Origin of the sequence: Nocardia cyriacigeorgica, assembly GCF_005863245.1 — a bacterium.
Classification (GTDB): Bacteria; Actinomycetota; Actinomycetes; order Mycobacteriales; family Mycobacteriaceae; genus Nocardia; species Nocardia cyriacigeorgica_C.
The window spans coordinates 1-19057 of sequence record NZ_VBUT01000002.1 but is presented as its reverse complement, the minus strand read 5'-3'; the positions used below and the strand labels follow the sequence as shown (position 1 = coordinate 19057).

The 19057-nt window shown below is 69.1% G+C and carries 16 protein-coding genes; 7 read left to right on the top strand and 9 right to left on the bottom strand.

Going from position 1 to position 19057, the window contains the following annotated elements; translation table 11 throughout:
* Nucleotides 1–98: 98 nt before the first annotated feature.
* Together FEK34_RS03325 and FEK34_RS03320 are read right to left on the bottom strand one after the other, a co-directional pair.
* Entirely contained in the window at nucleotides 99–5561 is a 5463-nt protein-coding gene (locus tag FEK34_RS03325; protein WP_138446407.1) for a carboxyl transferase domain-containing protein, read from the bottom strand.
* A gap of 187 nt (nucleotides 5562–5748) precedes the next feature.
* Entirely contained in the window at nucleotides 5749–6426 is a 678-nt protein-coding gene (locus FEK34_RS03320; protein ID WP_138446406.1) for an MBL fold metallo-hydrolase, read from the bottom strand.
* A 154-nt stretch (nucleotides 6427–6580) separates the two neighbouring features.
* Between FEK34_RS03320 and FEK34_RS03315 the strand changes: the two genes are divergently transcribed.
* Complete coding sequence (locus FEK34_RS03315; RefSeq protein ID WP_138446405.1) at nucleotides 6581–8560, top strand: TPM domain-containing protein; 1980 nt, start codon at nucleotides 6581–6583, stop codon at nucleotides 8558–8560.
* Nucleotides 8561–8717: 157 nt separating this feature from the next.
* Here FEK34_RS03315 and FEK34_RS03310 read toward each other — a convergent pair whose 3' ends face one another.
* A complete protein-coding gene (locus tag FEK34_RS03310) occupies nucleotides 8718–10001 on the bottom strand; it encodes a phthiocerol/phthiodiolone dimycocerosyl transferase family protein (RefSeq protein ID WP_249358768.1) in 1284 nt (427 codons plus the stop codon).
* 205 nt (nucleotides 10002–10206) lie between these two features.
* Here FEK34_RS03310 and FEK34_RS03305 point away from each other — a divergent pair, with 205 nt between their 5' ends.
* The gene (locus FEK34_RS03305; protein ID WP_138446403.1) at nucleotides 10207–10815 is read left to right on the top strand and encodes a TenA family protein; all 609 of its coding nucleotides are present in this window, start codon (nucleotides 10207–10209) and stop codon (nucleotides 10813–10815) included.
* Nucleotides 10816–10977: 162 nt separating this feature from the next.
* The gene (locus FEK34_RS29870; protein ID WP_156090805.1) at nucleotides 10978–11118 is read left to right on the top strand and encodes a hypothetical protein; all 141 of its coding nucleotides are present in this window, start codon (nucleotides 10978–10980) and stop codon (nucleotides 11116–11118) included.
* Between the two features lie 56 nt (nucleotides 11119–11174).
* Here the strand turns inward: FEK34_RS29870 and FEK34_RS03300 are convergent, their stop codons facing one another.
* Entirely contained in the window at nucleotides 11175–12575 is a 1401-nt protein-coding gene (locus tag FEK34_RS03300; RefSeq protein ID WP_171048067.1) for a glycine--tRNA ligase, read from the bottom strand.
* 212 nt (nucleotides 12576–12787) lie between these two features.
* Here FEK34_RS03300 and FEK34_RS03295 point away from each other — a divergent pair, with 212 nt between their 5' ends.
* Both FEK34_RS03295 and FEK34_RS03290 read left to right on the top strand, forming a co-directional pair.
* Nucleotides 12788–13138 (top strand): ArsR/SmtB family transcription factor, encoded by a 351-nt coding sequence (locus FEK34_RS03295; RefSeq protein ID WP_036534814.1) that lies wholly within the window; start codon nucleotides 12788–12790, stop codon nucleotides 13136–13138.
* A 2-nt stretch (nucleotides 13139–13140) separates the two neighbouring features.
* Entirely contained in the window at nucleotides 13141–13569 is a 429-nt protein-coding gene (locus FEK34_RS03290; RefSeq protein WP_138446401.1) for a Fur family transcriptional regulator, read from the top strand.
* A gap of 176 nt (nucleotides 13570–13745) precedes the next feature.
* On the opposite strand, the gene FEK34_RS03285 is transcribed toward FEK34_RS03290, so the two are convergent.
* Entirely contained in the window at nucleotides 13746–14720 is a 975-nt protein-coding gene (locus FEK34_RS03285) for an ABC transporter permease (RefSeq protein ID WP_138446400.1), read from the bottom strand.
* 101 nt (nucleotides 14721–14821) lie between these two features.
* Here FEK34_RS03285 and FEK34_RS03280 point away from each other — a divergent pair, with 101 nt between their 5' ends.
* A complete protein-coding gene (locus tag FEK34_RS03280) occupies nucleotides 14822–15427 on the top strand; it encodes a TetR/AcrR family transcriptional regulator (RefSeq protein ID WP_138446399.1) in 606 nt (201 codons plus the stop codon).
* 7 nt (nucleotides 15428–15434) lie between these two features.
* Here the strand turns inward: FEK34_RS03280 and FEK34_RS03275 are convergent, their stop codons facing one another.
* The 4 genes from FEK34_RS03275 to FEK34_RS03260 form a co-directional block, all read right to left on the bottom strand.
* Entirely contained in the window at nucleotides 15435–15860 is a 426-nt protein-coding gene (locus FEK34_RS03275; RefSeq protein WP_036534807.1) for a YbjN domain-containing protein, read from the bottom strand.
* A complete protein-coding gene (locus FEK34_RS03270; protein WP_138446398.1) occupies nucleotides 15857–16678 on the bottom strand; it encodes an isoprenyl transferase in 822 nt (273 codons plus the stop codon). Before FEK34_RS03270 ends, FEK34_RS03275 begins: the two co-directional genes overlap by 4 nt.
* A gap of 87 nt (nucleotides 16679–16765) precedes the next feature.
* Entirely contained in the window at nucleotides 16766–17545 is a 780-nt protein-coding gene (recO, locus tag FEK34_RS03265; RefSeq protein WP_138446397.1) for a DNA repair protein RecO, read from the bottom strand.
* Nucleotides 17546–17624: 79 nt separating this feature from the next.
* On the bottom strand, nucleotides 17625–18227 hold the full coding sequence (locus FEK34_RS03260) for a TetR/AcrR family transcriptional regulator (protein ID WP_138446396.1): 603 nt from the start codon (nucleotides 18225–18227) through the stop codon (nucleotides 17625–17627).
* A gap of 132 nt (nucleotides 18228–18359) precedes the next feature.
* On the opposite strand from FEK34_RS03260, the gene FEK34_RS03255 reads away from it, so the two are divergent.
* A partial coding sequence (locus FEK34_RS03255; RefSeq protein WP_138446395.1) for a hypothetical protein occupies nucleotides 18360–19057 on the top strand: 698 nt, incomplete at its 3' end.

The window sequence follows — 19057 nt, the reverse complement described above, 5'->3', positions numbered from 1 at the left end:
TCGCCGTCGTGCCTGGAAACGACGACGGTGGTCAGGCCCGCTTCGGCCTGACCACCGTCGGTCCGCTCGGCCCGGCCGCCGATCAGCGGCCGGTCCGATCAGCTTCCCAGGCGCGCCTCGATCGCTTCGATGATGCGCGGGCGCATTTCGGCGGCGCGGATCACCGCGTCCACCGAACCCACCTCGACGGCGCGGTGGATGTTGTGTACCTTGTCGAACTCCGCTGCCACATCGCCGAGCTTCTCCGCCCGCACCGAGGACCGCAGCTCATCGAGTTCGGCGGTCAGCTCGGCGCGGTCGGTGCCCGAGGAGTTGGCGGCGCGCGTCTCCAGATCCTGGATGCGCGGATCGGCGGCGGTGCGCGCGTTCACCTCACCGGAGAACACGGCCGCGGCGGCCGGTGCGCCACCGAGCACCGAGGCGAACGAGCCCTCCAGCGCCAGCACCGTCATGTTCGGGTTGAGCGCCTTGGAGAACACCACGAACGCACCGCCGTGATAGCGCGAGATCACGCAGAACACGATCGGGCCACGGAAGTTGACGATCGCGCGGCCGATCTCGGCGCCGTACTCCAGCTGCAGCTTGCGCATCGACTCCGGTGAACCGTCGAAGCCCGACAGGTTCGCCAGCACCACCAGCGGACGGTTGCCGCTGGCCGCGTTGATCGCCCGCGCGGCCTTCTTCGACGACCGCGGGAACAGCGTGCCCGCGGTGTAGGTGTCCGGGCCGTCGGTGGACGGGAAGCCGCGCCGCGGGATGCTGCGCGACTCGATGCCGAGCAGGCACACCGGGATTCCGCCGAGGTGCGCGTCCTGCACGACGGCCGTCTCCGCGTCCGCCATGCCGGCCCACCGTTCCAGCACCGGGTGGTCCTGGTCCGCCAGTGCCCGCATGACCGTGCGGATATCGAAGGGCTTCTTGCGATCCGGGTTCGCGGCGGTGGAGAAGATCTCGCCGACGGTGGTGAAGTCGCTGTCGGCCATGGTGTGCGGGTAGCCGGAGATGTCGCGATCGAAGGGATCGGTGGTCGGTGCCCGTCGTGGCGCCTGCTCGCCCGGTGCGATGTAGGTGTGGTCGTAGTGCGACATCAGGATTTCCTGTGCCGCAGCCAGGTTCGGCGCCCAGTACTGCGCCTGACCGTTGGGACCCATCACCCGGTCGTATCCGCCGATACCGAAGTTGTCCTCGGCCGACACACCGCCGGAGAAGTCCAGCGCCTGCTTGCCGGTGAGCACCATCGCCGAATCGGGGGTCATCACCAGGATGCCCTTGGTGTGCATGAGCATGGTCGCTTCGGCGTTCCAGTACGGCTGCGCACCGACATTGATGCCGGCGACGACGATATTGATCTCACCGCCGTCCTGGGTGAATTCGACGATGCGCTTGAGCGCGGCCGCCACCCAGTCCATGTTCTCGGTACCGGACTTCATGGAGATCCGCGCACCCGAGGACAGGGCGTACCACTCCAGCGGCACCTGCATCTGCTCGGCCAGATCCAGCGCGGCGATCACCCGGCGGCATTCCGGCTCCGACAGCGCGCCGAGCGATTTGGTCGGGTCGCCGAGCAGCACCACCCGGGTGACGCCCTGCGGGTGCCGTTCGGTCGGCGAGGTGACCACACCGGCGACGATGGCCGCGGTATTGCGGCCCTTGGGCCGGTCGACCGGAACGAGCGCGTGGTTGTCGTCGAGGTCGTACTCGGCGAAGTCGCCGAGCAGACCGGTGAGCTCGTACGGGTAGACGGTGTTGCGGGCCGCGGCGCGCAGCACCTTCTGCCGGTATTCGTCGATCGGCTCGACCGGGTCGTCGGTCCGTTCGCCGACGGTGACCTGGGTCCAGCCGGGAGCGTCGAAACCGATCCGCACGACGATCTTGACCAGCTCGCCGGTCTCCGGGTCGGGGCGGCGCGCGATGAGCAGGATCTCTTCCAGCCCGGCGCCCGCGGTGGTCGGCTCCACGCGTTCGACGATCGTCGCCAGCTCCGACTCGGTGAGATCCAGCGGCGGCCAGATGTACATCACGATGCGGTTGGTGTGCAGCCGGTTGCCCGAGCCACGCAGCGACTGCGCGCGCCGGATGCCGTCCACACAGGCCGCGAGGGTGCTCTCCGCGGTCGGCAGGGCGAGCAGCCTGCCGTCGTGTTCGCGCAGCGCGGCCAGGTCACGCACCTGGGTGAAGGCGATGAGCCGCTCGTCGGAGGCGTTCTCCTTCGCCACGCAGCGGAACAGGTACACCTCTTCGTCCGAGGACGGCAAGCGCGTCAGGTCGAACTTGCGCAGCCGCTTCAGCTGCATCCGCTCGGCGATGTAGGGGTGCAGACCACGGATGAGGCGTTCCTCGTCCATTCCGGTGGCCGACGGACGGTAGGTGAAGTGGTGGTGCATCACCGCACCGCCGCTTCCGGCGACCGTAGCGGTGATGCGGTGCACCTGGTTCGGCAGCGGTTGTGCGCTGAGCACTTCCTGCAAGGCCGCGGCCATCTCGTCGAAGTCCTCCGGCTGCCGCTCCCAGGACAGATAGATGTCGGCCTCGATGGAGGCGGCACCACCGGCGAGTTCGGCGAGACCGGCCAGCACCGACCCGAGATCGTCGAAGCTCACCGCGGCCGAAACCAGCCTCAGCCCGCGGCGTTCGGCGATGACGAAGGTGCAGCCGCCCGCTACCTGGTTCCGGACGTCGACCAGATCCTTGTTGCCGTAGTAGCGCCTGGTCAGCACCTCGAGCATGACGGTGTTGTCGGCACTGCCGCGCTCGAGCCGCTGGCCGAGCAGCCGCACCAGCGGTTCGGTGCTACGCACCATCTCGGCGAGCCGCTCGGCCCGGTCCGGAGCCTGCGGGTTGGCGTCCAGGTAGCTCAGGTGCTTGCGCACATTGGCGTACACGCGGGCGCGGTTGCGGCGCAGCAGCGGCTGGCCGTACCAGGCGTAGACCAGGCCGCGGGTGAGGTCGGCGATCACCGGGAAACGCACCTGCGTCGCGGCCACCAGCCGCTCCAGCGCCAGGCCCACCGGCTCGCGCAGCGCCGCGTCCGGCACCGGCTCGCCGAGCCATTCGCGCAGCAGGGTGGTGATCACCATGACGGTGTCGGACGGACGCTGCTGGGCGAGGAAGATGCGGAACACCGCGGCCTCGAGGTCGGGCGTGCGATCCAGCTCGGTGACGCCGTAATGACCGAGCGCCCTGGCCAGCTTGGTCCGGTACGACTCGGGCAGCCCGGCCCGCTCGACGTCGAGGCTCTGCAGGTAGGTGTGGAAGTACTCGCGGGCGCTGTGCACATGCGCCTGGCCGCCGTCATCACCGAAGGTGCGGTTGTGGCTCAGCTCGGCGAGGTCGGCGAACACCTCGATCAGCTCGAGTTCCTCGGCCAGCGGCCTGCGGTTGTCGGCGATGGCTTCGCGGCGCGCGGCGAGGTAGTCCTCGATCACGCGACGGTCGTCGTGCGGGTCGACGTCGAAGCCGAGCAGCAGGCTGCGCATGTCCTGCTGGCCACGCACCAGCCGCTCCTGCGGCCGGGTGCCGGCCGGGCCCGCGGGCAGGTCGATCTCCACCGGCGCGTTCGCGGTGGCTTCGACGGCCTCGGCGGCGTCGGCCAGCGGCTCCAGCCGCAGCATCGGCGCACCGGCCTCGACCTGGGTGCCGACCGACACCGAGCATTCCTTGAGCCGGGCCCGGAACGGCGCGCGCAGCACCGTTTCCATCTTCATGCTCTCCAGCACCAGTACCGGGGCACCCGCCTCGACCTCGTCGCCGACCTGCAGCGGGGTCGCGACCACCAGGGCGGGGGCGGGCGAGCGGACGACGCCGCCCTCATCGCGGCTGACCCGGTGGGTCACCCCGTCGACGTCGACCAGGTGGACCGGACCGTGGGTGCCGAGGACCAGGCGGTAGCGGATGCCGTTGACGACGATCTGCCCGGTGTGCTGGTCGAAACGTTCCAGGTCGACGTCGGCGGTGCGGATATCGCTGCCCGCCTCGATGCCGATGCGGAACCGGTGCGCGCCGATGCGCGCCACCCGCACCCGGTATCCGACGCCACGCAGCTTCAGATCGAGCGGGCGGCCGCTCTCGTGCTGCACCTGCGGGCGCCCGCCGGAGGCCGTGGACAGCAGCCGATGCCGTTCGGCGCGCTCCTCTTCCTCATAGGCCTCGATCGCGGCGGCGGCCAGCGCGACGGCCGAATGCCGCTGCGAGACCAGCCGGCCCTCGCCGCGCACCCGGTCGATCCAGCCGGTGTCGGCGCTGGCGTCGATCACCTCGGGCTGATCGAGCAGGTCGAGCACGAAGCTCTTGTTGGTGGCGCCGCCCTCGATGATGACGCGGGTCTGCGATACCGCCCGGCGCAGCCGGCCGAGGGCCTGTTCGCGGTCGCGGCCGTAGGCGATGATCTTGGCGATCATCGAGTCGAAGTCGGCCGGGATGGTGTCGCCCTCACTGACGCCGGTGTCGACGCGGATGCCCGGTCCGGCGGGCAGGTCGAGCAGCGCGATGCGGCCGGGGGCGGGCGCGAAATCGCGGTCGGGATCTTCGGCGTTGAGGCGGGCCTCGATGGCGTGGCCGCGTTCGGCGGGCGGCTCGCCTTCGAGCTTTCCGCCGGAGGCCACATGCAGCTGCGCGTGCACGAGATCGAAGCCGGTCGTGTATTCGGTGATCGGATGCTCGACCTGGAGGCGGGTATTGACCTCGAGGAAGGCGAACAGCTGTTCACCGGGGTGATAGAGGAACTCGACGGTGGCAGCGCCGCGGTAGCCGACCGCCACCGCGAGCCGCTCGGCCGAGGCCTTGAGCTCGGCGGTCTGCTCCGGGCTCAGCACCGGCGAGGCCGATTCCTCGATGATCTTCTGGTTGCGCCGCTGCACCGAGCAGTCGCGCACGCCGAGCGCCCACGCCGTGCCCTGGCCGTCGGCGATCACCTGGACCTCGACGTGCCGGGCGCCGGTGACCAGGCGCTCCAGGAAGACCACGCCGCTGCCGAAGGCGCGCGCGGCCTCCTGGCTGGTGCGTTCGTAGGCGTCGACGAGCTCGGCTTCGTCGTTGATCTTGCGGATGCCACGTCCACCGCCGCCCGCGGTGGCCTTCAGCATCAGCGGGTAGCCGATCTCGGCCGCGGCCGCCACGGCCGCCTCCACGGACTCGACGGCGCCGCGGCTCCACGGCGCGACCGGCACGCCGACCTCTTCGGCGATGAGTTTCGCGCCGATCTTGTCGCCGAGCTTGCGCATCGCGTCCGGGCTCGGGCCGATGAACGTGACGCCGATCTGCTCGCACAGTTCGGCGAAGGCCGGATCTTCGGCGACGAAGCCCCAGCCCACCCAGGCGGCGTCGGCCTTGGTCGCCCGCAGGGCGCGTTCGAGGGCCTTCAGGTCGAGGTACGGCCGCGCGGACGCGGGGCCGAGGTCATAGGCGATATCGGCTTCGCGCACGAACGTGGCGGTGCGGTCGACGTCGGTGTAGAGCGCGACGGTTTCGATCTGCTGCGCGGTAGCCGCGGCCAGATCTCGGACGGCGTGGATGAGGCGCATGGCGGCCTCACCCCGGTTCACGATGGCGATGCGGGTGAACACTCTCGCCGACTCCTTTCCCTTCAGCACGGACCCGGCCGACGGACGGGGGTTTCATGGTTGGGCCGTAGTGTGCACGCTCGCGCCACGAAAGTGCACAGCGAACGGAGGTTACCCGCCCGTTTTCTTTCGCGAGGGCCCGCTTTTCCGGTTCGGACCGGCGCTCGTCCGCGTTAACGATCGGGGCGAACTACCAGCCCCGCTCCTTCCACTCCCCCAGATGCGGCCGTTCGGCGCCAAGGGTGGTGTCGTCGCCGTGGCCCGGATAGACGATGGTGTCATCGGGGTAGCGGTCGAAGAGTTTGGTGGTGACATCGGCGTAGAGGGTGGCGAAGTCCTGCGGGCTGCGGGTCTTGCCCACCCCGCCCGGGAACAGGGAATCACCGGTGAACAGATGAGTGCGGCCGGAACCGTCGGTGAGGGCAAGGGCGATGGAGCCCGGGGTGTGGCCGGTCAGGTGGATGATCGCGAAGTCCAGCTTGCCGACGGTCAGGGTGTCGCCATCGGCGAGGGTCTCGGTCGGCGTGATGGGTAGCTCCCCGGCGTCCAGCGCGTGCGCGGCGGTCGCGGCCGTGGTGGCGGCGGCGACTCGAGCGAGTGCCTGCCAGTGGTCCGCGTGCCGGTGGGTGGTGACGATGCGGCGGACCAGGCCGGGGGTTTCCTGATCGATCAGGGCGATGAGGCGGTCGGCGTCATTGGCGGCGTCGATGAGCACCGCGTCGCCGGTGGTCGTGCATTGCACCAGGTAACTGTTGTTGTCCATCGGCCCGACCGACATTTTGATGATCCGCGCGCCGGGGACGTCGCGCTGCTGGGCGGGCGAGTCCGCGCAGACGTGACCGGTGTAGGTGCTGTCGATGGTGACCACGGTCTCGATGCTATCCCCGTCGGTGCCTCGATCAGTCGGCGTCCTTCTCGGACCGGACCCTGCTCGTTGCCTGCCGTCGCCCGGGTGGGTGCGGTGCGCGACCCGTGAACCGAGCGCGACCGATGCGGCACTGGTGCGCGATAGATTCGACGCCATGGCGCTGCATCGGGTTCGTCGCTGGTCGCTTGTCGTGCTCGGTGTACTGCTGGCGTGCGCGTCGGTGGCGCTGGTTCCGGCGTCGGCGGCGCGGGCAGAAGCACCAGCTCGGATGGACACCTACGTGGTCGATTCTGCGAATGCGCTCGGCCCTACTGGCATGGCCGAGGTGCGGGCCGCCGTCGATCGGCTCTACGCCGACCATCAAGTGCGGTTGTGGGTCTACTACGTGCGCGATTTCGCCGGGCTGAGTCCACAGAACTGGGCCTCGCAGACCGCGCAGCGATCCGGGTTCGGCGACCGCGATCTGCTGCTCGCGGTGGCCGTCGACGATCGGGCCTACGCCTTCGACGGTGCACCGCCGAGCGGCGTCAGCGAATCCGAGCTCGACCGGATCCTCACCACCGAGGTCGAACCCGCGCTGCGCGACAGCCGGTGGGCCGCCGCGGGTGTGGCCGCCGCCGAGGGTCTCGGGTCGGCGATGTCCGGTGGTGGGATGACCCTGATTCCGGTGCTGATCATCGGGGCGCTGATCGTGTGCGCCGTCGGCGCGCTGGTGGTGTTCACCCGGATACGGCGGCGCGGGCGCGAACACGCCGAACTCGAACGGGCCCGCACCATCGATCCCACCGACACCGCAGCGTTGGCGGCGCTGCCGTTACCCGCCCTCGATGCCCGTTCGCGGGAGCTGCTGGTGGATATCGACAATGCGGTGCGCACGAGTGCCGAGGAGCTGGAACTGGCCACCGGGGAATTCGGCGACACCGCCGTCACCCCGTTCCGCACCGCCCTCGACCAGGCGAAAACAGCGCTGGCCCAGGCGTTCGCGATTCGGCAACGGCTCGACGACGCCATCCCGGAAAAGCCCGACGAGCAGCGCGCCCTGCTACTCGAACTCATCGGCACCCTCGGCCGGGCCGACCGCGAACTCGATGAGCAGGTCGCCGCCTTCGACGCCATGCGCGATCTGCTGATCAACGCGGCCGATCGGCTGGACGGGCTGACGCGTGATCTGGTCGACCTCACCGGACGGGTGCCCGCCGCCGATGAGGAGCTCAATCGGCTCGTCGCCGCGCATCCGCCGCAGGTGCTCGCCTCGATCCGGGACAACGTCGCGATGGCACGCGAACGGATCGCCTTCGCCGAAACCACTGTCGACGCCGGGCGCGACGCGCTGCGAAAACCGGTCGGTCAGCAGGGCGGCGCGGTCGCGGCGATCCGGGCCGCGGAGGGCGCGATCGGCCAGGCGCGCACGCTGCTCGACGCAATCCTGCACGCCGCGGCGAATATCGAGCAGGCGCGCGCCGGTCTGCCCGCCGCCCTGGATGAACTGCGCAGCGATCTCACGGCGGCTGCCGAACTCACCGCCCATGGCGGCCCCGAGCTGGCATCGGCAACCGCGAACGCGCGCACTGTCCTCGACGAGGCGCAGGGCGCGGCGGCCACCGATCCGCTCGGCACCTTCCACCGCGTGCTGTCCGCAGACGCCGAACTCGATCGGGCCCTCGCTGCCGCCGCCGACCGCAAACTCGCGGCGGAGGACCTGCGTCGCCGGCTCGATCAAGCCCTCATCGACGCCGGGGCCAGGGTGCGCGCGGCCGCCGACTACATCAGCACCCGCCGCGGCGGTATCGACGCCACCGCCCGCACCCGCCTCGCCGAAGCCCAACGCCACCTCGACGGCGCGACCAGCCTGCGCGACAGCGATCCGGCCACCGCCCTCACCCATGCCCGCACCGCCGCCGACCTCGGCGGGCGTGCCCTGCACGAGGCCCAAGCCGGCGTGCGGACCTGGGAGGCCGGGCACGCGCCCTCGGGAGGCGCGCAGGCGGGAGCCATCCTCGGCGGCATCCTGATCGAGGGACTACTCCGCGGAGCCGCGGGCGGTTCCCGGCGCGGTTACGGCGGCGGGTATCGGGCGCCATCGTTCGGTGGGTCCTCCGGCTCGCGGCGGATCAGTCGAGGCGGACGCTTCTGAACGCCGCTACCAGCGCTATAGCGGCTCAGTACCCTTGTTGCCCTGGCGATTTGGGCCAGTCCGGACGTGCGGTGCGCGGTCCGTGCTGGGCGCCGGGAGGGGTGCACGCGGGCCGACGCAGCCGCCCGCATCGCAGCACCACTCGTAGGGATCGGCGTCAGCTCGGCCCGCTCATCGCCGGTGCGCTCGCCGGACGGATCGGGGCGGTCAGCTCGGCGTGCACACGCTCGTAGAGGTGGGCCGGGTCGGGGCCGCCGAGGATGGCGACGGTGAGCCGGGCCGCGAAGGTGTAGGCGAGGAAGGTGACTGCGGCCGAGGGGCCCAGCGAGCGGCGGGGGTGGGCCGACAGGTAGACGATCTCGTAGTCGGTGATGTGCACCCCGGCCGGAGTACGGAACTGCGGGACAACTCCGGTATTGGTGATCGCGATATGCCCGGCGAGTGAATGAATTCTGTTGTCGCCGAAGTAATCCGGGAAGTGCAGCACCGACTGCTGCACGGTTCCGCTGTCGAGGTCGTTGCGCAGGCGGGCCGAGATGCGTTGCGCCAGTTCGACAATGCAGTCGGCGGTGTCGACCTCTGCGGTGAACGCGGCGAGCCCGGCCATGTTCGTGCCTGCGGCGGCCGCGACCGGCGGGTCGAGCCGAGCCCGCAGATCCACCGGATAGAGGCAGCCGACAGGTACCGCGACGCCCGGACCCGCCGTCGCGGCGTAGGCCCGCAGCATCCCGGCCGTCAGCAACGCGTTGACGCTCACTCGGTGCAGTTTGCTCAGCTCGACGATGCGGGCGGTGGCGGCGGGATCCAGGCGCAGCCGCCGCGGCCGGACGAGAACGCCCTCGCCGGGGCCATCGTCTTCCCCCGCCGGATTCGCGGGCGGCAGCGGGCGGGCCACGTCTTCGAACCCCGAATGCGAGTGCCGTGCGATGCCGCGTTGCTCGGCATACCATTCCAGCGGCATCGGATAGCCGAACGGTCCCATCGCCCTGGGCGCGCACTTGATCTGGTCGGTGTAGCAATCCCAGAATCGTGCGAACAATTCGACGCAGTGGGCGGCGTCGGCAACACCGTGGTGTACATACATTGTCACGCGTGACAGATCGCCGGGTCCGCACACCACGTCGAGGTAAGCCAACTGCTCGGCCGGGTCGAGACGAAGGGCCGGCATCGTGAGTTCGGTGGGATCGCCGTCACGCGCGCACAGCTCGACCGGTCCGGAACGCGCAGGCCGCAGCAGATATCCGCGCCCGTACTCGTCGATCCCGATCCGGCAGACCAATACCGGATACGCGCGCAGCAGCGTGGCGAAGGCAGCGCGCAGCACCGGAATATCGACTCGGCCGGCGACCGCCACCGACCGTCCGGTGTAGGTGCCGTGCCGGACGAATCGTTGTTCCGACGGCGCCAGCAACCGCACCACATCACCCGCATCCCACAGCACCCCGCAAGCGTGCGGCAACAGCGGTTCGCGCGCAAATCCACGGGGCCCGAAAACATTACGGTTCGGCATCGACGCGGCGCGGAGGCCACGGGCAGGGCCATCCGGCCACCGGACCACAGTCGTACGCGGAGTTCGGCCGAACCCGAGGAGCACGCGGAACGGCACCGCGTCCAGCCGTGGCGCCCGCGTGCGCGAGACTGTCGGCATGAGTCTCGCGGCGCATCTGGAAGAACTCGGCCGGCCGATGGTCGAGGAGCAACTGGCCCACCCCACGGTCGCCGGAATCGCGCGCGGCGACCTGCCGGACCCGGTGTTCCGCTCCTGGCTGGAGCAGGACTATCTGTACCTGCTGGACTACGTTCGCGTGTTCAGCCGCCTGGCCTGGCAGGCGCCCGCGGCGCATCTCGGCGACCTGGTGGATCTGGCGCATTCCACCTACCACGAGGAACTGTCACTGCACCGCTCACTGGCCGCGGAGTTCGGCGCCGACCTCGACGGGGCGGTCAAAGGTGAGCCGTGCGCGGCCTACACCCGGTTCCTGCTGGACGCCGCCGCCTCCTACGGCGAGGGCCTGGCCGCGCTCTACCCCTGTATGTGGGGCTATTCGACGCTCGGCGCCATCCTCGCCCAGAACCCGCCCGCCGAGCCGCGCTACCGCCGCTGGGTCGAGACCTACGCCGACCCCGAGTTCGCGGCGCTCACCCGCCGCTGCGCCCGCATGCTCGACGAGACCGATGTCGATCCGGCCATCGCCGAACGCTTCTTCCGCGAAGGCATGCGCCACGAACTGGCCTTCTGGGACGTCCCGGCCTGAGTGCGAGCCGGTAAGGCACCTTGGCAGATTCCCGATGCCAATTTTTTGAAAATGCACCGTTTCGCTTCGCGATCGCCGATACGCTCCGTCACACTCCCGCGGGCGCCCCGCCCACGACCGGGAGCGTCGAGCCCTCGCTCGACTGCACGATGAGGAGAACACATGCGCAAACACCCCACCAGGACCGACGTCAACACCGGTAGCGCGGCCGGCGGCAACGCCGACGGCGGAGTCCTGGCCCTGCTGATGGGACTGATCCAGTCCATGTCCACCGGCAGCGGCGCCAGCAGCGGAATCGGCTGACGCACAACGCACGAGGGCCGGTTACCGCAGCGCGGTAACCGGCCCTTCGGATCGGATCAGGCGCCCAGCAGGTGCTTGGCCAGATAGCCCTCGACCTGGTCCAGCGCGATCCGCTCCTGCGCCATGGAATCGCGCTCACGAATGGTGACGGCCTGGTCGTCGAGGGTGTCGAAGTCGACGGTGATGCAGAACGGGGTGCCGATCTCGTCCTGGCGGCGGTAACGGCGGCCGATCGCGCCGGCATCGTCGAACTCGACGTTCCAGTACTTACGCAGCTGCGCGGCAAGGTCTTTCGCCTTGGGCGTCAGGTCGGCGTTACGCGAGAGCGGCAGCACCGCGGCCTTGACCGGCGCCAACCGGCGATCCAGCCGCAGCACCGTGCGAGTGTCCACACCACCCTTGGCATTGGGCGCCTCGTCCTCGGCGTAGGCGTCGACCAGGAACGCCATCAGCGAACGGGTCAGGCCGGCCGCGGGCTCGATGACGTAGGGGATGTAGCGCTCCTTGGTGTTCTGGTCGAAGTAGACCAGATCGGTGCCGGAGTGCTCCGAATGCGTCTTCAGGTCGTAGTCGGTGCGGTTGGCGATGCCCTCGAGCTCGCCCCACTCGCCGCCCTGGAAGCGGAAGCGGTACTCGATGTCGGTGGTGCCCGCCGAGTAGTGCGACAGCTTTTCCTTCGGGTGCTCGAACAGCCGCAGGTTGTCGGGGTCGATACCGAGATCGGTGTACCAGGACAGGCGGGTGTCGATCCAGTACTTGTGCCATTCGGCGTCTTCACCCGGCTTGACGAAGAACTCCATCTCCATCTGCTCGAACTCGCGGGTGCGGAAGATGAAGTTGCCCGGGGTGATCTCGTTGCGGAAGCTCTTGCCGATCTGGGCGATGCCGAACGGCGGCTTCTTACGCGCGGTGGTCATCACGTTGGCGAAGTTGACGAAGATGCCCTGCGCGGTCTCCGGGCGCAGGTAGTGCAGGCCTTCTTCGTCGTCGACCGGGCCGAGGAAGGTCTTGAGCAGACCGGAGAAGTTGCGCGGTTCGGTCCACTTGCCGGGCTGGCCGGTCTCGGGGTCGTTGATATCGGCCAGGCCGTTGACCGGCGGGTGGCCGTGCTTCTCCTCGTACGCCTCGAGCAGATGGTCGGCGCGGTAGCGCTTGTGCGTGTGCAGCGATTCGACCAGCGGGTCGGTGAAGGTGGCGACGTGGCCGGAGGCTTCCCAGACCTGTCGCGGCAGGATCACCGAGGAGTCGAGACCGACGACGTCCTCGCGGCTGGTGACCATGGACCGCCACCACTGCTTCTTGATGTTCTCTTTCAGCTCGACGCCGAGCGGGCCGTAATCCCAGGCCGACTTGGTGCCTCCGTAGATCTCACCGCACGGGTACACCAGACCCCGGCGCTTGGCGAGGTTGGCAACGGTGTCCACCTTCGACTTGGGTGCCACGCGAGAATTCTCCATCCAGTACGAGTCGGAATCGGGCGGCCGGATCGGGCCCATGCGGCCGATCCCAATACATTGTGATGTAGCCGAAGTACAACGTATTGGATCCGCCGACTGGCTACAGCCTATCGACTCGCCACAACCAGGTTTCCACCACCACGGCATGGCTATTTGACATGCGCAACTGTGCATATCAAAATGGGATCGCTTTCCAATAAGGAGATGGTTCCATGACTGCCGAGGCGGCCACCGCTCACCCGCACAACCCGTATCGGTCCCCCGCCCCCGCGCCGGTCCCCACCCGGACCGTCCTGGAGGACGCCGGTGAGCTGCTGCGCGCACTCGCCGCCCCCGTTCGCATCGCGATCGTGCTACAACTGCGGGAGTCGCCGCGTTGCGTGCACGAGTTGGTCGACGCGCTCGGCGTCACACAGCCGCTGGTCAGCCAGCATCTGCGCATTCTCAAGTCGGCAGGTGTGGTGCACGGCGAACGTTCGGGACGCGAAGTGCTCTACGAACTCGTCGACGACCATCTGGCCCATATCGTCGTCGATGCCGTCGCGCACGTGGAGGAAGGTTGATCGTGTCGGACAAGTTGGTCGTTTCGCAGAAGCCGGTGGGTATCCGCAGTACCCGCCAGCGCAGCGCGATCGCCGCGCTCCTCGGTGATATCGAGGAATTCCGTTCCGCCCAGGAATTGCACGACGAACTGCGTCGTCGCGGCGAAGGCATCGGCCTGACCACGGTCTACCGCACGCTCCAGTCCCTCGCCGACGCCGGCATGGTCGATGTGCTGCGCACCGACTCCGGCGAATCCATCTACCGGCAGTGCTCGACCGGCCATCACCATCACCTGGTGTGCCGCCGCTGCGGCCGCACCATCGAGGTCGAGGGACCGACGGTCGAGGCGTGGGCCGAGTCCATCGCCGACAAGCACGGTTTCACCGAGATCAGTCACACCCTCGAAATCTTCGGCACCTGCCGTTCCTGCGCGGACGAATCGCGCAGCTGACCTTCTTGCCGGCACAGTGATCGGCGTTGTCGGCGACCTGATAGCGCCGTGGTCCGCCCGGCCGATCCAGTCCGGTGCCACCCCCGGCAGAAAAGTCTTCCGCCCACCTCTGAGCGACAACTCGCGCGAGTTGTCGCTCAGAGGTGGGCGGAAGGTGTACCAGCAGCGACGACCACTCAGCCCGCCATCGCGGGAACCGGCGCTGCGGCCTGCTCGCCCGAGCCGCGCCGTTCGCGGATCGCACCCACGCCCAGCAGCAGCACCGCCAGACCGGCCCAGACCAACAGCACCACCAGCGGACCCGTCGCGCCCGCACCGTCGAAGAAGGCCACCGAGCGCAGCAGCGACGCGGCCGCACCGGGCGGCAGCAACTGACCGATGGCGCCCCACGGCTGCGGCAGCAGTTCCGGCGCCGAGGTCGCGGCGGAGAACGGGTTGCCGATCAACAGCATGGTCAGCGCGGCGAGGCCGAGGCCCGCGCGGCCGATCACGGTCGCGAGACCGGCGACGGTGCCCGCCACCGCGAACGACACCAGACCGGCCACCGCGGACAGCACCAGGTAGTCGCCCGGGATCAGCGACAGCCAGCCCTGCACGATCACCATGCTCAGCAGACCACCGGCCACCGCGAAGCTCACCAGTCCGGCCAGCCGGCCCATCGCCGACGGCACCAGCAGCGTCAGCAGCACACCCGCGGCGATACCCGACATCACCAGCGGCAGCGCCATCGCACCGAGTCCGACGCCGCGCGGATCATCGGGGTCGGCGGCCACCAGATCCTCGACCGCCGGCGCCGGAACTCCGGACATCTGCTGCGCGACCTGCGTCAACTGCTGGGCGACGGCCGGGCTGGCACCGGAGGCGATCAGCACCCGAGGCGCTCCCCCGCCGGTGACGATCGCACCGTAGACCTCGCGGTCGGTGATCGCGGCCCGTGCCGCGTTCTCATCGGGCGTCGTGGTGATCTCGAAGGCGTCGCGATCATGCGCGGCCAGCCGTTCGGCGACCATCGCCGCCTGCGGACCCGTCACCGCTACCGGTAGGTCCCTCGGAGCCATATTGGCGGCGGGCCAGGCGAAGGCGATCAACATCAGCGCTTGGATCAAGGCTGCGCCTGCGCCGATGGCCAGGGCGCGCTGGGTGACGTTCATGGCGTTCTCCTGTAAATCGGAGGCTCGTTCTTTTTGATGCACCTACGGTCGCACCGGCGTGCGGAGTTGTCAAGAACGGATATTCGTTTTACTTTTGAGGCATGCCTCGAGTCAGCGAAGAACACCTGGAACGCCGCAGGCAGCAGATCGTCGCGGCCGCGCAGCGTTGCTTCTCCCGCAAGGGCTTCTACAACACCTCCATGCAGGACGTCTTCGCCGAATCCGGGCTCTCCGCGGGAGCGGTGTACCGCTACTTCAAGAGCAAGGACGAGCTGGTGGCGGCGCTGGCCTCGAACGCGACCGTCGACGTCCGCGAGCTGATGGCCGAGGTGATACGCCGCGATCCGCTCCCCTCCCCCGCCGAGGTCGCCGAGCATCTCCTCGCCTGGCTCATGCCGCAGACCGGTCCCGAAGGCAGGCTGCGGCTGGCTCCGCAGGCGTGGTCGCTGGCATTGGTCGATCCCGACGCCGCCGTCTATGTGCGCGGGGCGATGAACGGGATCCGCGATATGTGGGCGGAGTACATCGGCCGCATGGTGGAGGCCGGCTGGTTACCGGAGGACACCGACATCGAGGCGACCGCCGTCGCACTGTTCGGCATCCTGCCCGGATTCCTGTTGCAGCAGTTGGTGATCGGGGATTTCGACCCGAAGGCCGCGGTGCGCGGCGTGGCCACGCTGCTGCCGTTCGGTCCGCAGCCGAGCTGAGCTCGACTCAGGGCAGCAGCCCCTGCCGCGCCTGCCCCGCGCCCGACAGCACCAGCAACAGCATGGTGGCCAGTGCGTGATCGTCGAGACCGGCGGCGGGGAAGGTGTAGCGCAGCACGATATCGGCGAGCTTGCCGTGCCCGATCACCACGATCGAACCGAACTGCAAGGTGCTGTTGCGTTCGGCGACCCGCTTGTGCAGCTGCGGTTTGAGCGGCCGGTCCCAGGCCAGCACGCAGGTCAGCGTCAGCACGTCCAGGCCGGTGGTCAGATTCACCGCGCCCAGCGAGCACAGTGCGCCCTCATAGTCGAATCGCAGCGATCCGTCATTGTCGACCCGCACATCGATGTCGTACATCGACAGACAGGCGCCGGCCCGCGCCTGCAACTCCAGGTCGGGCTCGAGTGCGGAATCCATATCCCCTCCGGTCATTTGGTGCCACCGAAGCGGCGGTCGCGCTTGGCGTACTCCAGGCAGGCTTCCCACAGGTTGCGCCGATCGAAGTCGGGGAACAGCGTGTCCTGGTAGACGAATTCGGCGTACGCGGACTGCCAGAGCAAGAAGTTCGAACTGCGGAACTCACCCGACGGCCGCAAGAACAGGTCCACATCGGGCATATCCGGTTCATCGAGGTAACGGGCGACCGTCGCCTCGTCGACCTTCTCCGGGTCGATCTCCCCCGCCGCAACCCGGCGCGCGATTTCCCGTGCGGCATCGGCGATTTCGGCACGACCGCCGTAGTTGACGCACATGGTGAGCGTCATCACGGTGTTGTCCTTGGTCAGCTCCTGGGCGGTCTCCAGCTCCTTGATCACGCTGCGCCACAGCCGCGGCCTACGCCCGGCCCAGCGCACCCGCACGCCCATCTCGTGCATCTCGTCGCGACGGCGGCGGATGACGTCACGATTGAAGCCCATCAGGAAGCGCACCTCGTCGGGGCTGCGCCGCCAGTTCTCGGTGGAGAACGCATACGCCGACAGCCACTTGACGCCGATCTCGATGCAGCCCTCGACGGTGTCCATGAGCACCGCCTCGCCGCGTTCATGGCCCGCCGTGCGCGGCAGCCCACGTTCCTGCGCCCAGCGGCCGTTACCGTCCATGACCAGCGCGACGTGGTTGGGCACCAACTCCGGCGGCAGCTGCGGCGGACGCGCCCCGGACGGATGCGGGGACGGCGGGCGGACAGTACGGGTCTCCCCCGGCCCGACAGCGTTGCCCGAACCGGCGGAGGAGTCTCGGCGGAGGATCACGGCTCTATCCTGCCCGATGGCTCGGACGCGCCGACATCGCGTTCGGATAGCCGACCGGTCGGCACGTGTGAACGTCGCGGGTCGTCCTCAGCCCACTCGGTCCACGGAACCGGCGAGGGCGGCGCTGTTCGCCGGGCGGGACCGCTCGATCAGCGGCAACGTCCGCAACTGGCGTTCCAGATGCCATTGCAGATGTGCGGCGATCAGGCCGCTGGCCTGGCGGCGGGTGGCGTCGGGGACGGTGTCGACGAAGTCCCATTCGCCGCGATGCAAAGCGACCATCAGGTCCAACACGCCGGGGCCGGGTGTCGCGGCGCCGGGCGGACGGCAGTGCACGCACACCGCGCCGCCCGCCGCCACGTGGAAGGCGCGGTGCGGGCCGGGAGTGGCGCAGCGGGCGCATTCGTCCAGCGCGGGCGCCCAACCGGCGAAACCCATGGCGCGCAACAGGAAAGCGTCGAGAACCAGTTCGTGCGGGCGCTGGCCCGCGGCGATCGCGCGCAGCGCGCCCGCGGTGAGGATGTGCAGGCGGGCCGCGGGGGCGCGTTCCTCACCGGCCAGCCGTTCGGCGGTTTCCAGGACCGCGCAGGCGGTGGTGTAGCGACCGTAATCGTCGATGATGCCCGCCGCATTGGCCTCGACCGTATGCACCTGGGTGATGGTGTCGAGGTTGCGGCCTGGATGCAGCTGCACGTCGATGTAGGCGAACGGCTCCAGCCGGGCGCCGAAGCGCGATTTGGTGCGCCGCACACCCTTGGCTACCGCGCGGACGAGACCGTTCTGCCTGGTCAGCAATGTGACGATCCGATCGGCCTCGCCCAGCTTGTGCTGGCGGAGCACGACGGCATGGTCACGGTACAAACGCACGTGCTCAGTCTTTCACGAATGGGTGACAGGCGGCGTCAGGCATGCGGGTCGCGGAGTGCCGTTCGATCCGGCCATGGCCTCACCCGGTCTTCAGGATGCCCGCGACCAGCAGCATCAGCGACTGCTGAGCTTCCAGGCGCGCGGTGTCCGGATCGTCGGCGTGCGCGACGATGAGGCCCGACTCGGCCACCGCGCTCAGGATCAGCTGTGCCAGCACCCGCACCGGGATCTCGGGAACCAGGCCGGCTTCGCGAGCACGTTCGAGCTGATCGATGATCACCCCGAGACCATGTCGGGCCTCGAATTCTCGCCAGGCCTGCCAGCCGAGCACCGCGGGGGCGTCGGAGAGGGCGATGCGCACCATGGACGGGCGGCGGCAGATTTCCAGGAACGTCGCCAGACCGGTGGCCATGGCCGTCAGCGGATCGTCCGGGTCGACCGCTGCGATGGCCGTGGTGACCTCGGCCGTGGCGTCGGTCTCCAGCTGCTCGAGCACCGCGAGGAACAGCCCGCGTTTGTCGCCGTAATGATGGTGCAGGGCCCCGCGCGTCACCCCCGCCGCGCTCACCAGCTCCTCCGCCGATGTACCGGCGAACCCCCGCTCGGTGAACAGTCGCAGGCCGGCCGCCTCCAAGGCCGTCCTGGTGGCCCGGGACCGATCCTCCTGACTGCGTCGCGGCATGCTGCCGAGTGAACTCCAGATCGACCACGATCGGCAACTCACCCGCGATCGGATGGAACCGAAACCTGATTCGCCGCGTCTATGTCTGTGTCGATAGGTTCGTGACCGAAAACGAGACGGGAGGGCGCCGGGGTGGGAATCGAAATCCCAGAGGCGTTGCAGTGGGCCGCGAAGTACGTCGTCGGGGCGGGTGACTGGCCCGAGGGCGACGAGACCGCGATGCGGCGCATGGCCGACGCTTACACCACCGCCGCCACCACCCTCGACGACCTCGGCGACGACGCCCAACGCCAAGTCAACCAACTGCTCGCGGCGCTGGATGGGCAGACCGCGGATGCGATCGAGGCGTTCTGGAAGAAACTCGGCAACAACGACGGCGCCCTCTCCGCCCTGACCGGGTTGTTGAAAGACCAGGCCGATGTGGTCGATGACGGCGCCAACGACATCGAACACACCAAGCTGATGATCATCGCCCAACTGGTGATCTTCGCCGTCGAAATGGCCGCCGCCCTGGCTGCCGCCGCCACCGGTGTCGGTGCCCCCGCCGGCGCCGCCGCCGGAGCCGCCGCCCGGGTCGCCACTCAGATCACCATCCGCATGCTGATGAAACAGCTGCTGCAGCGGATCGTCTCGCGGGTGGTGAAAGAAGCCGCTCTCGGTGCGTTGGAAGAGGGCGGGCTGGATCTGGGGATCCGGTTGATCCAGGCCGCCAAAGGCGACCGCGAACTCTCCCGCGACGACTTCACCGCCGTATGGCAATCCGCCGCCGGCGGCGCCATCGGCGGCGCGATCTCCGGCGGCCTCGGGCGTGAGGGTGGGCTCACCAACGG

Bases quoted from the DNA above. Each gene is read 5' to 3' on its own strand.
- FEK34_RS03315 (WP_138446405.1), top strand. From the start codon at position 6,581: ATGGCGCTGCATCGGGTTCGTCGCTGGTCGCTTGTCGTGCTCGGTGTA.
- FEK34_RS03305 (WP_138446403.1), top strand. From the start codon at position 10,207: ATGAGTCTCGCGGCGCATCTGGAAGAACTCGGCCGGCCGATGGTCGAG.
- FEK34_RS29870 (WP_156090805.1), top strand. From the start codon at position 10,978: ATGCGCAAACACCCCACCAGGACCGACGTCAACACCGGTAGCGCGGCC.
- FEK34_RS03300 (WP_171048067.1), bottom strand. From the start codon at position 12,575: ATGGAGAATTCTCGCGTGGCACCCAAGTCGAAGGTGGACACCGTTGCC.
- FEK34_RS03295 (WP_036534814.1), top strand. From the start codon at position 12,788: ATGACTGCCGAGGCGGCCACCGCTCACCCGCACAACCCGTATCGGTCC.
- FEK34_RS03285 (WP_138446400.1), bottom strand. From the start codon at position 14,720: ATGAACGTCACCCAGCGCGCCCTGGCCATCGGCGCAGGCGCAGCCTTG.
- FEK34_RS03280 (WP_138446399.1), top strand. From the start codon at position 14,822: ATGCCTCGAGTCAGCGAAGAACACCTGGAACGCCGCAGGCAGCAGATC.
- FEK34_RS03275 (WP_036534807.1), bottom strand. From the start codon at position 15,860: ATGACCGGAGGGGATATGGATTCCGCACTCGAGCCCGACCTGGAGTTG.
- FEK34_RS03260 (WP_138446396.1), bottom strand. From the start codon at position 18,227: ATGCCGCGACGCAGTCAGGAGGATCGGTCCCGGGCCACCAGGACGGCC.